At 71.7% G+C, this 13,877-nt stretch carries 7 protein-coding genes; all 7 read left to right on the forward strand.

Going from position 1 to position 13,877, the window contains the following annotated elements:
* Positions 1–10 precede the first annotated feature (10 nt).
* The 7 genes from ACFWPI_RS19035 to ACFWPI_RS19065 all read left to right on the forward strand — a co-directional run bounded on the left by ACFWPI_RS19035 (position 11) and on the right by ACFWPI_RS19065 (position 13,861).
* Positions 11–2,779 carry a SpoIIE family protein phosphatase gene (locus tag ACFWPI_RS19035; protein ID WP_380374704.1) on the forward strand — a complete coding sequence of 923 codons (2,769 nt, stop codon included), beginning with the start codon at positions 11–13 and terminating at the stop codon, positions 2,777–2,779.
* A 254-nt stretch (positions 2,780–3,033) separates the two neighbouring features.
* Positions 3,034–5,643, forward strand: a complete 2,610-nt coding sequence (locus ACFWPI_RS19040) for a SpoIIE family protein phosphatase (RefSeq protein ID WP_380374702.1) — start codon at positions 3,034–3,036, stop codon at positions 5,641–5,643.
* Positions 5,644–5,746: 103 nt separating this feature from the next.
* Entirely contained in the window at positions 5,747–7,612 is a 1,866-nt protein-coding gene (locus ACFWPI_RS19045) for an ABC transporter family substrate-binding protein (protein WP_380374700.1), read from the forward strand.
* A gap of 272 nt (positions 7,613–7,884) precedes the next feature.
* Positions 7,885–9,789: a translational GTPase TypA gene (typA, locus tag ACFWPI_RS19050; protein ID WP_063347962.1), complete on the forward strand. Its 1,905-nt coding sequence runs from the start codon at positions 7,885–7,887 to the stop codon at positions 9,787–9,789.
* A gap of 429 nt (positions 9,790–10,218) precedes the next feature.
* On the forward strand, positions 10,219–11,856 hold the full coding sequence (locus tag ACFWPI_RS19055) for an ABC transporter substrate-binding protein (protein ID WP_380374698.1): 1,638 nt from the start codon (positions 10,219–10,221) through the stop codon (positions 11,854–11,856).
* 141 nt (positions 11,857–11,997) lie between these two features.
* Complete coding sequence (locus tag ACFWPI_RS19060) at positions 11,998–12,924, forward strand: ABC transporter permease (RefSeq protein WP_363372519.1); 927 nt, start codon at positions 11,998–12,000, stop codon at positions 12,922–12,924.
* The gene (locus ACFWPI_RS19065; protein ID WP_363621417.1) at positions 12,917–13,861 is read left to right on the forward strand and encodes an ABC transporter permease; all 945 of its coding nucleotides are present in this window, start codon (positions 12,917–12,919) and stop codon (positions 13,859–13,861) included. Before ACFWPI_RS19060 ends, ACFWPI_RS19065 begins: the two co-directional genes overlap by 8 nt.
* Positions 13,862–13,877: the final 16 nt, after the last annotated feature.

Raw genomic sequence — 13,877 nt, forward strand, 5'->3', positions numbered from 1 at the left:
GGCCCCGTCGGTGTCGAGTACCGGGAACGGCGGCGGAGGAGCACGGCGGACAGGCGCCGCGGGGAGCGCAGCCGCCCGCGCCCGGCTGCGCCGGGGTGCCCAGCCCGCAGCCCCGCAGCCGCCGGCCGGCCGCCGTCGGCGGGACGCCGCCGATGCCCCTGACGTCCCACGGCCCGACGTCCCGCGGCCCGACCAGCCGGCGCCGGCCCTGGCCGTCCCCGTCTCCGACCCGGGCCCCCGGCCCGGCCTGCGCAGCCGGCCCGCCCGACCGTTCCCCGGCGGGCCGTCCGACGCCCCGTACGGCCCCGGCGTGCCGGGCGAGGGCAGCCTGCTCGACATGCTGAAGGTCGCCATCGCGATCCTGGACACCGCGGGCCGGGTGGTGCTCTGGAGCCCGGCCGCCGAGGAACTGCTCGGCTGGCCGAACGAGCTGCTGGTCGGCCGCCGGATCGACGAGCTGATCCCCGACGAGGAGCAGGTCGGCCGGATCCGGGCCGCGATCCAGGACACCCTGCGCCACGGCCGCTGGGCCGGCAACGCCGAACTGCGCGACCGGGACGGCGTGCCGATCGCGGTGGACGCCCGGATCTCCCTCCTGGTGGACGGCGACGGCACCCCGTTCCTCCAGGTCAACATGGCCGAGGCGGCCGCCGTCCGGGCCGTCGAGCGCGACCTCGCCGTCCGTGACGCGCTGTTCGAGCAGTCCCCGCTGGGCATCGCGATCATGGACACCGAGCTGCGCTACACCGCCGTCAACCAGACCCTGGCCGAGATGAACGGCGTCGCCCTGGAGGACCACGTCGGCCGGACCACCGGCGAGACCCTGCCCGAGCGGGCCGCCGACGAGGTCACCGCGATCCAGCGCCAGGTGCTGGCCACCGGCGAGCCGGTCATCGACGTCACCCTGGCCTCCCCGGTCACCGCCCGCTCCGGCTACCGCTCGATCTCCTACAGCCGGATGACCGACCGCTCCGGCCGGGTGCTCGGCATCTCCGGCACCGTGATGGACGTGACCGAGCGCTACCGCGCCGTCGCCAAGGTCGAGCACGCCCGGCGCCGGCTCTCGCTGCTCAACGAGTTCGGCTCCCGGGTCGGCGACCTGCTCGACGCCGCCCGGATCGCCCAGGAGCTCGCCAGCTCCGTCGTCCCCCGGCTCACCGACCACTCCGCGGTGATCCTGCTGCAGGCCGTCGCGCACGGCGACGACCTGCCCCGGCACGGCCACGACCGCCGCACCTCGCTGCTCCAGCTCGGCACCGCCTCCGTCCAGGACGGCCCCGAGGTCGAGGTGATGCTCCGCCGCGGCGCCCGGATCACCTTCGCCGAGGACTCCGCCTGCGGCCGGGTGTTGCGCACCGGCGTCCCCGAACTGCTCTCCGGCGCGGACCAGCTCGACGACGTGACGTACCCCGGCGACCCGAAGACGCAGGCCGCCCACGACCTGGGCGTGCACTCCATGCTGGTCGTCCCGCTGCGCGCCCGCGGCATCGTGATCGGCCTGCTGCTGGTCAGCCGGGGCGGCTACCGGGAGGGCTTCGACCGGGACGACCTGGCCTTCACCGTCGAGCTGGCGGACCGGGCCGGCAGCTCGCTGGACAACGCCCGGCTGTACGCCCGCGAGCGCACCGCCGCGCTCACCCTCCAGCGCACCCTGCTCCCGCAGCAGGTCCCGCAGCCCACCGGCGTCGAGGTCGCCTACCGGTACGTGCCCGGCAGCAGCGGCGCCGAGGTCGGCGGCGACTGGTTCGACGTCATCCCGCTGCCCGGCGACCGCACCGCGCTGGTGGTCGGCGACGTGATGGGCCACGGACTGCGGGCCGCCGCCACCATGGGCCGGCTGCGCACCGCCGTCCGGGTGCTGGCCGCCCTCGACCTGCCGCCGGACGTCCTGCTGCGGCACGTCCACGAACTGGCCGACGACCTGGCCCAGGGCCCGGACGAGGCGCTGCTCGCCACCTGCGTCTACGCGGTGTTCGACCCGGGGACGGCCAGACTGACCGTCGCCAAGGCCGGGCACATCCCGCCCGTCCTGGTGGTGCCGGGCGAGGAGGGCGGGGAGCCGACCCGGACCGGCGGCCCGCTGCGCGGCGGCGCGGGCCGGATCCTCGACCTCCCCTCCGGCGCCCCGCTCGGCGTCGGCGGCGTCCCGTTCGAATCCGTCGAACTGAAGATCCCCGAGGGCAGCCTGCTCGCCCTCTGCACCGACGGCCTGGTCGAGTCCCGGGACAAGGACCTCGACGTCGGCCTCGGCCGGCTGGTCACCGTGCTCCAGGAGCCGCACGCCTCCATCCAGGCCGCCTGCGAGGCCGTGCTCGGCACCATGGAGCAGGGCCGCGAGCCGGACGACGTCGCGCTGCTGCTGGCCCGGCTCGGCCACGGCCAGGCCGGCACCCCGACGGTCGGCTGGACCCTGCCCGCCGAGCCCACCGCCGTCTCCCGGGCCCGCCGGCTGGTCCGCTCCGCGCTCGCCGAGTGGGGCGTCGAGGAGCTCACCGACACCACGGAGCTGCTGGTCAGCGAGCTGGTCACGAACGCCGTCCGGTACGCCAGCGCCCCCATCGGCGTGCGGCTGACGCTCGGCGAGACGCTGCTGGTCGAGATCTCCGACCCGCTGCCCGACCCGCCCCGGGAGCGGCACGCGGCCGAGGCCGACGAGGGCGGCCGGGGCCTGGAACTGGTCCGCCGCCTGGCACTGCGCTGGGGTGCCCGGGCCGAGGGCATCGGCAAGGTGGTCTGGTTCGAGCAGACGCTGCCGGGTAATGAGCCCGACGAGTCATAGGGAGCGCAGCGGGTCGGGGGCGTGAGCCCGAGCGGGGGCGAGGAGGACGGAACCGCATATGCCAGCAGGTGGCCGGGGGGAGCGCGCAGCCCGGAAGGGGGCGCGGACGTGGCATTGTGGTTGCGCGGGCGGTAGGACAAAAACCTTCGCCCGATCTGATGTTGTGATGTTGAGGGCGTGTGAACGTACCCCTCGATGATGAATACTCGGTCTTCTCGACATCCGGACGGTCGCGGGTTGGAGGGGTCGGTCCGTTGAACAGCACCCCGGCGCGGAACGCGCCGAGCAGCAGCGGTCATGCTGTCGTGCCCGGGCAGGCCGGTTCACCGCACCTGCCCGTACCGGCGGACCCGCCCGGCGCCGGCCCCGTGGGCCTCGGTCACCACCCCGGGGCCGCGGACCACCCGTGGGGCGCGGGCGGCCCCGGGTCGATCTACGACTACATCCGGGTCGCCACCTTCACCATCGGCCCCGACGGCCGGATCAGCCAGTGGAGCGAGCGCGCCGCCGAGTTCTTCGGCGTCCCCGCCCCCGACGCCGTCGGCGCCGACCCGATCACCACCTTCGTCCCCCGCGAACTCTGGCAGCGCGGCCGCGCGCGGCTGGAACGCGCCCTGGCCGGCGAGGAGTGGGTCGGCACCGCCCCCTACCGGGACGCCGCCGGCGGCGAGGGCCTCGCCGAGCTCTACCTGATGCCCGACAGCGCCCTGCCCACCGCCGGCGCCACCTGCCTGGCCGTCGACCTCGGCCGACTGCGCCGGGTCGAGACCGACCTCGCCGCCTCCGAGGCCGTCTTCGGGCAGACGCCCACCGGCTTCATCCTCTTCGACGACCGGCTGCGCCTCCAGCGGGTCAACGACGCCTTCGCCTCCGGCATGGGCCTGGCCCCCACCGACCTCGAAGGCCTCACCCCGCACGACCTCTTCCCGCCGTCCGAGGCCGACCGCCTCACCGCCGCCCTGCGCAAGGTCCTCGCCACCGGCGAGCCCGTCTTCGACCTGCGCTTCCACGGCGCCGTCCCCACCCGCGAGGGCAACCGGCTCTGGGCCGTCTCGCTGTACCGCCTCAACGGCGCGGCCGGACAGCCGATCGGCCTCGCCGGGCAGGTCTCCGACGTCACCAGCCGGCACGTCGCCGAGCGCGAGGCCGACGGCGTCCGCCGCAACCTCGCCCTGCTCAACGAGGCCAGCGCGCACATCGGCTCCACCCTCGACCTGGAGACCACCGCGAAGGAACTGCTCGACGTCGTCGTCCCGCCGTTCTGCGACCTCGCCACCGTCGACCTGTACACCGCGCTGCTCTCCGGCGAGACCGTGCCCAGCGCCGGCCGGCTCGGCGACACCGTGCTCACCGACGGCAGCGGCGAACTGCGCCGGGTCGCCGTCTCCAGCGTCATCGGCGGCGCCTCCTCGGTGCTCGGCTCGGTCACCGGCCTGCCCATCGCCGAGGCCGGCGGCACCCTCTGTTACCCGCGACGCTCCCCGCACGCCCGGGCGCTGCGCACCGGCCGCAGCGTCGTCCCCGAGCCCGGGCCCGACCCGCTGCTGCGCTCCACCCTGATCGTCCCGCTGGTCGCCCGCGACCAGGTGCTCGGCCTCGTCCAGCTCTCCCGCGCGATCGGCAGCGAGCCCTTCGACGCCCGCGACGTCGCCATCGCCGAGGAACTCGTCGCCCGCGCCGCCGTCTGCATCGACAACGCCCGGCTCTACCGCCGCGAGCACGAGCGCGCCCTGATCCTCCAGCGCAGCCTGCTGCCCCCGGGCAACCCGGCCGCCAGCGGCCTGGAGATCGCCTGCCGCTACCTGCCCAGCAACAACAACACCGAGGTCGGCGGCGACTGGTTCGACGTCATCCCGCTGCCCGGCAACCGCACCGCCCTGGTCATCGGCGACGTGATGGGGCGCGGCCTGCGCGCCGCCGTCGCCATGGGCCAGCTGCGCACCGCCGTCCGCACCCTCGCCATGCTCGACCTGGAGCCCGGCGAGGTGCTCACCGCCCTCGACGAGATCGCCCGCGGCCTCGGCGGCGACACCGTGGCGGCAGGCCCGCCCACTCCGTACGGCCGGCTCACCTCCGCCGCCGACGAGGAGGCCCGCGAGGTCTACCTGGCCACCTGCGTCTACGCGGTCTACGACGCCGTCACCCGGCGCTGCTGGATCGCCAACGCCGGCCACCTGCCGCCCGTCCTGCTCAGCCCCGGCGAACCCGCCCGGATGCTCGACGTCCCGCCCGGCCTGCCGCTCGGCGTCGGCGGCGAGCCCTTCGAGGAGGTCGAGCTGACCCTCCCGGACGGGGCCATCCTCGGCCTCTACACCGACGGCCTGGTGGAGAGCCGCAAGCACCAGCTGGACGAGGGCCTGCGCGGCTTCCGCACCGCGCTGTCGGCCAAGGGCAAGGGCCTCGAAGAACTCTGCGAGCACGTCCTCGGCGAGCTCAACCCGCACCACGGCGAGGACGACATCGCCCTGCTGATGGCCAAGGTGCACGCCTTCCCCGAGGACGCCGTCGGCAACTGGTTCCTGCCGCCCGAGCCCACCTCCGTCGCCAAGGCCCGCGAGCTGGCCTGCAGCTGGCTGCTGACCCGCGGCCTGGAGGAGCTCGTGGACACCACCGAGCTGCTGGTCAGCGAACTGGTCACCAACGCGCTCAAGCACGGCCGGGGCGAGATCCGGCTGCGGCTGCTGCGCGACCGCGGCCTGGTCTGCGAGGTCTGGGACGACGGCTACGCCCAGCCCCGGCAGCGGCGCGCCCAGGAGACCGACGAGGGCGGGCGCGGCCTGCAACTGGTCAGCCTGCTGGCCGAGCGCTGGGGCAGCCGGCGGACGCCCAAGGGCAAGATCGTCTGGTTCGAGCTGGGGATCTAGGGCGGCTGGAGGCCCTCGGCGGTTCGGCCGTCCGGGTGCAGTCGGCGGGCGGTCCGCCGTGTCGGCCCGGGCCCGGGCGCCCGGACGGCGTTCCATGGCCGCCATGCGCGTCCGCCAGCTCACCACCGCAGCCGTCGCGCTGCTGCTCGCCGCCGGCCTCGGCGGCTGCTCGTACGGCCCGGATCCGGCCCGTACCCCCGACCCCGCGCCGGCCTCGGCCGACCCCACCTCCGGCACCGGGGACGTCCGGACCGCCGACCGCACCGCCGTCCGGGGCGGCGGCAGGCTGCGCTGGGCCGTGGACGGCGTCCCGGCCACGCTCAACGTCTACCAGGGCGAGGCGACCGCCGACTCGGCACTGCTCGCGCACGCCCTCTACCCCTCGCTGTTCCGGCCCGACGGGCACGGCCGGCTCGTCCCCGACCCGGACTACCTGGTCGGCGCCGAGTCCACCCCGCCCGGGAAGCAGCCGCAGGTCGTCACCTACCGGCTCAACCCGCGCGCGGTCTGGAGCGACGGCACCCCGCTCACGGCCGCCGACCTGACCGCCCAGCGGGCCGCCCTCTCCGGCCTCGACCCGGCCTACCAGGGCGGCCGCCCGGCCGGGTACGACGCCATCGAGGCGATCGCCCAGGGCGCCGACCCGCACGAAGTCCGGGTGACCTTCCGGCGCCCGTACGCCGAATGGCGCTCGCTGTTCGGCCCGCTCTACCCGGCGGCCGAGACGGCCACCCCGGCCGCGTTCAACCGGGCGCTGGCCGGCGGAGAGCACCTGAGCGCCGGGCCGTACACCGTCTCCGGGTACGACGCCGCGGGCGGGCAGGTCGTCCTCGCCCGCAACCCGCGGTGGTGGGGGGACCAGCCGAAGACCGACCGGATCGAGTTCATCGCCACGCCGCCGGAGGGCCGGCTGGACGCGCTCGACCAGAACCGGCTGGACATCGCCCCGCTCACCGCGGCGGTGGACCAGGCGGTGCCCGCGCCCGCTCCGGCCGCCTCCGCAACGCCCACCGCCTCCGCAACGCCCACCGCCTCCGCCACGCCGACCGACACCCCGGCCGCCTCCGGTACGCCGACCGCCGAGGCGGCGCCCCCGGGCGCCGCACCCGAGGCCGCGGCGCTGGCCCTGCGGCGGGCCGAGGGACTGCACGGCGTCATCGTGCACCGGGCCGTCGGCGCCTCGCTCACCCAGCTCACCCTCAACTCCGCCCACGGCCCGCTCGCCGACCCGGCCCTGCGGCTCGCCCTGACCCGCGCCGTCGACCGGCGGCGGATCGCCGACGCCGCGCTCACCCCGCTCGGCCTGCCCGGCGCCCCGCTGGGCAGCCACCTGCTCGCCGGCGACCAGGACGGCTACCGCGACAACAGTGCGGCCGCCGGCCCGGCCGACGCAGCCCGGCTGTTCGACGAGGCGGGCTGGAAGCGGCCCGACACCGGCGGCACCCGCACCAAGGACGACAAGGAGCTCACCCTCACCCTGCTCGTCCCGGCCGGCTCCGCGACCGCCAAGCGGACCGCCGACGCGCTCACCGCCGACCTCGGCGAGTCCGGTGTCGAGGTGAAGGCCGTGACGGCGTCCGCCGACACCTTCGTCCAGGACCAACTGGCCGCCGGGGAGTACGACCTCGCCCTGTTCTCCTGGCCCGCCGGCACCAGCCCGGCGAGCGAGCAGCGGCCCGTCTACGCCAAGCCACGGCCCGACGCCGACGGCACCCTCGACCCTGGCAGCAACTACGCCCGCAGCGGAACCGAGGAGATCGACCGGCTCTTCGACCGCGCCACCGCCGAGCTCGACCCGGCCGCCCGGCTCGGCCTGCTCCAGGAGGCGGACGTGCGGATCTGGCAGCTCGGCCACTCGGTGCCGCTCTACCAGCGGCCCGAGCTGGTCGGCGTCCGGGCGGGCGTCGCGGGCGCCGGGGTCTGGGGGTACGGCTGGCCGCGCTTCCAGGACGTGGGGTGGAGCGGCTGAGCCCGTTCCCCGGGCCCGTCGGAGCCGGTCGGAGAGCGAACACCGGGTGACGAACGGGTGACCTGTCTGTGATCTTGATCCCGCCCGACCTGCCCGTTTCTGCTCACCTGGGCGCTTCCCCGTACGATAGGAGGAAGCCGAGGCATGTCCGTTGCCACGGCGGGTGGACCGGTAGTAGCAGGCGGAACGGGCGGCGGCGATCCAGAGGGATCGCTGGTCGGCGTCTCGCGGCCGGGCGCCGCAACCCACGATTCCAGGAGAATCAGCTAGGCATGCCCACGCGCAACGACATCCGCAACGTCGCTATCGTCGCCCACGTCGACCACGGCAAGACCACTCTGGTCGATGCCATGCTGAAGCAGGCCGGCGCCTTCGCCGCCCACCAGCACCTCGACGACCGGATGATGGACTCGAACGACCTGGAGCGCGAGAAGGGCATCACCATTCTCGCGAAGAACACCGCCGTCAAGTACCACCCGAAGGATGGTGGCGCGCCGATCACCATCAACATCATCGACACCCCGGGCCACGCCGACTTCGGTGGCGAGGTCGAGCGCGGTCTGTCGATGGTGGACGCCGTCGTCCTGCTGGTCGACGCCTCCGAGGGCCCGCTGCCGCAGACGCGCTTCGTGCTCCGCAAGGCGCTCACCGCCCGGCTGCCCGTCATCCTCTGCATCAACAAGACGGACCGCCCGGACTCCCGGATCGACGAGGTCATCAACGAGACCTACGACCTGTTCCTGGACCTGGACGCGGACGAGGACCAGATCGAGTTCCCGATCGTCTACGCCTGTGCCCGTGACGGCGTCGCCTCGCTGACCAAGCCGGAGAACGGCACCGTCCCGGCCGACAGCACCAGCCTGGAGCCGTTCTTCTCCACCCTGCTGGAGCACGTCCCGGCCCCGACGTACGAGGCCGACGCGCCGCTCCAGGCCCACGTCACCAACCTCGACGCCGACAACTTCCTCGGCCGCATCGCGCTGCTGCGCGTCGAGCAGGGCGAGCTGCGCAAGGGCCAGACCGTGGCCTGGATCAAGCGCGACGGCACCATCTCCAGCGTCCGCATCTCGGAGCTGCTGATGACCGAGGCGCTCACCCGCAAGCCGGCCGAGGTGGCGGGCCCGGGTGACATCTGCGCCGTCGCCGGCATCTCCGAGATCATGATCGGCGAGACCCTCGCCGACCCGGAGAACCCGATCGCGCTGCCGCTGATCACGGTGGACGAGCCGGCCATCTCGATGACCATCGGCACCAACACCTCGCCGCTGGTCGGCCGTGGCGGCAGCGGCAAGGGCGCGGACGCGAAGTCCAGCGGCAAGGTGGACCGCAAGGTCACCGCCCGCCAGGTGAAGGACCGCCTGGACCGCGAGCTGATCGGTAACGTCTCGCTGCGCGTCCTGGAGACCGAGCGCCCGGACGCCTGGGAGGTGCAGGGCCGCGGTGAGCTGGCGCTGGCCATCCTGATCGAGACCATGCGCCGCGAGGGCTTCGAGCTGACCGTCGGCAAGCCGCAGGTCGTCACCAAGCAGGTCAACGGCAAGACCCACGAGCCGGTCGAGCGCCTCACGGTGGACGTGCCGGAGGAGCACATGGGCGCGGTCACGCAGCTCATGGGCGTCCGCAAGGGCCGGATGGACAACATGTCCAACCACGGCTCGGGCTGGGTCCGGATGGAGTTCGTCGTCCCGTCCCGCGGTCTGATCGGTTTCCGGACCGAGTTCCTCACCAGCACCCGCGGCACCGGCATCGCGCACTCGATCCACGAGGGCCACGAGCCGTGGTTCGGCACCCTGACGACCCGTAACAACGGTTCGCTGGTCGCCGACCGGTCCGGTGTGGTCACCGCCTTCGCGATGACCAACCTCCAGGAGCGCGGCGTGCTCTTCTGCGAGCCGGGCACCGAGGTGTACGAGGGCATGATCGTCGGCGAGAACTCGCGCGCCGACGACATGGACGTCAACATCACCAAGGAGAAGAAGCTCACCAACATGCGTTCCTCGAACGCAGACGTGGCCGAGTCGATCGTCCCGCCGCGCAAGCTCTCGCTGGAGCAGTCGCTGGAGTTCTGCCGCGAGGACGAGTGCATCGAGGTGACCCCGGAGACGGTTCGCATCCGTAAGGTCGTCCTCGACGCGAAGGACCGCGGCCGCACCGCCTCGCGCGCCAAGAAGGCGTGATCCGGACGGCTTGACCGGCCTTTGGCCGGAATGCTTCGCCCCCCTTTCCCATGGAGAGGGGGGCGAACTTTTTCAACTACTCCAAGTTGTCGACGGGCGTATTAACGGAATAGCGCTCATCACTCCCAGGTGTCCGCTGAGCGAACGTGACAGTTCGTCATTCATGACGACTGTCCGTTTGGTGCCTGTCTGGCTATGTCTCTTATGTCCGGTTTTCGAAACTTACCGACTGTTCATGTGACCTAATTGAGATCGTCACTGGTCACTTTCGTGTCCGTGCGTGACGGATAGTGGGTGCAGTCAGGCTCGGGTCAAGGGTGACGCGCAGGGGTGCGCGCCGAAACCACGAGCGCGGACGGCACAGCGGGCCAGGTAACACCCGTCCGCAGTGCCCTCCTCGTTGCAACGTCGAATTCAGGAGGCACACCGATGCGTGGTGGGAGCCAGGCCAAGTGGGTTGTCGCAGCTGTTGCGGTCGCCCTCGCCGCGACTGCTTGTAGCAGTGGCGGTTCCACCGGTGGGAGCAGCTCCGATGGCGCTGCGGTCAACGCCCAGGGCGTGTTCAGCTACCAGAGCGGCGAGCCGCAGCGTCCGCTGCAGCCGGCCAACGCCATGGAGAACCAGGGCGGCCGCATCGTCAAGCAGCTCTTCCAGGGCCTCGTCGACTACGACCCCGCCACCGGCGCCCTGCGTAACCAGGTGGCCGACAAGATCGAGACCACTGACGCCAAGAACTACACCGTCACGCTGAAGTCCGGTTGGACCTTCCACGACGGCACCCCGGTGACGGCCAAGTCCTTCGTGGACTCCTGGAACTGGTCGGCGAACACCAAGAACAACCAGATCAACTCGGACTGGTTCTCCGACATCGTCGGCTACGACGCCGTTCACCCGGAGAAGGGTGACCCGACCGCCGACACCATGTCCGGTCTGAAGGTCGTCGACGACACGCACTTCACCATCGAGCTGAGCAGCCCGGTCTCGTACTTCACGTACAAGCTCGGCTACTCGGCCTTCTACCCGCTGCCGGCCGGCTTCTTCTCCGACCCGGCGGGCTACGGCCAGAAGCCGGTCGGCAACGGCCCGTACAAGTTCGTGTCGTGGGAGCACAACAAGGCCATCACCCTGGCCGCCTTCGACAAGTACGCGGGCACGAACAAGGCCAAGAACGGCGGCATCGTCTTCCGGAACTACACCGCCGGTGAGGCCGCGTACAAGGACCTGATGTCGGACACCCTCGACGTCCTGGACCAGGTCGACTCGACCGACCTGCCCAAGTACAAGGACGACCTGGGCAAGCGCGCGGTCGACCAGCCGCAGGGCGCCATCCAGAACATCTCCTTCGCGCTGTACAACGCCGACTGGAACGCGCCGGAGAAGGCCAAGGTCCGCCAGGGCCTGTCGATGGCCATCGACCGCGACACCATCACCAAGACCGTGCTGAACGGCACGCGTCAGCCCGCCGACGGCTTCGTGGCGCCCGGCGTCATGGGCTACAAGGCCGGCGCCTGCGGCGACGCCTGCAAGTACGACCCGGCCAAGGCCAAGCAGCTGATCGCCGAGGGCAACGGCGTGCCCGGCAACAAGATCACCATCCTCTACAACTCCGATGGTGGTCACAAGGAGTGGGTCGACGCGGTCTGCAACTCGATCCGCCAGGCCACCGGCGTCGAGTGCCTCGGTGACCCGAAGCCGGACTTCAAGACCTCGCGCGACATCGTGACCAAGCGTCAGGTGTCGAGCATGATGCGTACCGGCTGGGTGCAGGACTACCCGCTGAACGCCAACTTCCTGCGCGACGTCTACGGCACCGGTGCGGCGGCGAACGACGCCGGCTACTCCAGCCCGGAGTTCGACAAGCTCTCGAAGGAGGCCGACGCGGCCACCACGGTGGAGAAGACCACCGAGCTCTACCAGCAGGCCGAGGCCGTCCTGGCCAAGGACATGCCGGCCATCCCGCTCTGGTACTACAAGACCAGCTCCGGCTGGTCCAACAACGTCCAGAACGTGAAGTTCGACTCCTTCGGCAACCCGGTCTACACCGACGTCGAGGTCAAGAAGAAGTAATCGGTCGGCACCGCCTGACCCGGTGACAACGGCCGGTGCCCGTCCCATCCCCACAAGGGCGAGGACTGGCACCGGCCGTTGGCACGCCGACTTATCTCTGGCCGGGATGACGGGCCCGGCAGAGTCATACATGGAGGCACGATGGGGCGCTTTGTCGCAAGGCGACTGCTCCAGATGATCCCGGTCTTCCTCGGAACGACCGCGCTCATCTTTTTCATGGTGCACGCGCTGCCGGGTGACCCGGTGGCCGCGATGTGGGGCGACAAGGCGCCGGACCCGGCCCAGCTCGCCGCTCTGAGGCACCAGATGGGCTTCGACAAGCCGCTGGTCCAGCAGTACCTCGACTACATGGGGAAGCTGCTCACCGGTGACTTCGGAACCACCCTGGACCAGCGGCCGGTGCTCGACGTGATCACCGATGCGCTGCCGGTCACCACCCGGCTGGCGCTGTTCGCGTTCGCCATCGAGATCGTGCTCGGCGTCACCATCGGCCTCTTCGCCGGTCTGCGCCGCGGCAAGGCGTTCGACAAGAGCACCCTGGTCCTGACCCTGCTGCTGATCTCGATCCCGGTTCCGGTGCTGGGCTTCATCTTCCAGACGGTCTTCGGGCAGAACCTGAAGTGGGTCACGCCGACCGTCCAGGACAGCAACGACATCACCCAGCTGGTGTTGCCGGCGTTCGTGCTCGGCTCGCTGTCGCTGGCGTACGTGGCGCGTCTCACCCGTACCTCCATAGCCGAGAACATCAAGGCCGACTACGTCCGCACCGCGGTGGCCAAGGGCCTGCCCCGGCGCAAGGTGATCGGCACCCACCTGCTCCGCAACTCGATGATCCCGGTGGTCACCTTCCTCGGCACCGACCTGGGCGCCCTGATGGGTGGCGCGATCGTGACCGAGGGCATCTTCAACGTCAAGGGCATCGGCAACGCGCTCTACGCGGCGATCAACCATAAGGAGGGCCCGACGGTCGCCGGCTTCGTGGCCTTCCTGGTGCTCGTGTACCTGGCCGCCGGCCTGATCGTCGACCTGCTTTACGCGGTCCTGGACCCGAGGATCCGTTATGCCTGACCTGACCGAGAAGAAGACGGCCGAGGAGATCCCGGCCCAGCGTGGCGCCGACACCCCGGCGGCCAAGCCCGAGAAGGCCCGCAGCCTCGGCTCCGACGCCTGGCACGACCTGCGCCGCAAGCCGATCTTCGTGATCTCCGCGCTGCTGATCCTGCTGCTGATCGTCATCGCGATCGCCCCCGGGCTGTTCACCTCGGCGGACCCGCGCGCCGGCGACCTGCGTCTGCACTACCTGACCAAGCCGAACTACAGCCACTTCTTCCAGGCGGACTGGTTCGGCTACGACCTCCAGGGCCGCAGTATCTACGCCCGGGTGATCTACGGCGCCCGCGCCTCGGTCGTCGTCGGCATCTGCGTCACGGCGGGTGTGACCATCCTCGGTGGCATCACCGGCATGCTGGCCGGCTACTTCGGTGGCTGGGTCGACACGATCATCTCCCGGGTCACCGACATCTTCTTCGGCATCCCGCTGCTGCTCGGCGCCCTGGTCATCCTCAACGCCTTCACCTCGCGCACCATCTGGAGCGTGGTCTTCGCGCTGGTCTCCCTGGGCTGGACCCAGATGACCCGTGTCATGCGCGGTTCGGTCATCACGGTCAAGCAGGCCGACTTCGTGACGGCCGCCAAGGCGCTCGGCGCAGGCACCAGCCGGATCCTGTGGAAGCACATCCTGCCGAACGCGGTCGCCCCGGTGATCGTCGTCGCCACCATCGCGCTCGGCGGCTACATCGCCACCGAGGCGACGCTGAGCTTCCTCGGCATCGGTCTGCAGGACCCGACCATCTCCTGGGGCATCGACATCAACACCGCCCAGAAGGTGATCCGGACCGCCCCGTTCGCCCTGTTCTTCCCCGCCGGAATGCTGAGCCTCACGGTTCTGGCCTTCATCATGCTCGGCGACGCGGTGCGCGACGCCCTCGACCCGAAGCTCCGCTGAGAGAAGAGGTGACGAC

The sequence above is a fragment of the Kitasatospora sp. NPDC058492 genome (assembly GCF_042720685.1).
Lineage (GTDB): Bacteria > Actinomycetota > Actinomycetes > Streptomycetales > Streptomycetaceae > Kitasatospora.

Coding starts and splice junctions, on each gene's coding strand:
- ACFWPI_RS19045 (WP_380374700.1), top strand. CDS start 5,747: ATGCGCGTCCGCCAGCTCACCACCGCAGCCGTCGCGCTGCTGCTCGCC.
- typA (WP_063347962.1), top strand. CDS start 7,885: ATGCCCACGCGCAACGACATCCGCAACGTCGCTATCGTCGCCCACGTC.
- ACFWPI_RS19055 (WP_380374698.1), top strand. CDS start 10,219: ATGCGTGGTGGGAGCCAGGCCAAGTGGGTTGTCGCAGCTGTTGCGGTC.
- ACFWPI_RS19060 (WP_363372519.1), top strand. CDS start 11,998: ATGGGGCGCTTTGTCGCAAGGCGACTGCTCCAGATGATCCCGGTCTTC.
- ACFWPI_RS19065 (WP_363621417.1), top strand. CDS start 12,917: ATGCCTGACCTGACCGAGAAGAAGACGGCCGAGGAGATCCCGGCCCAG.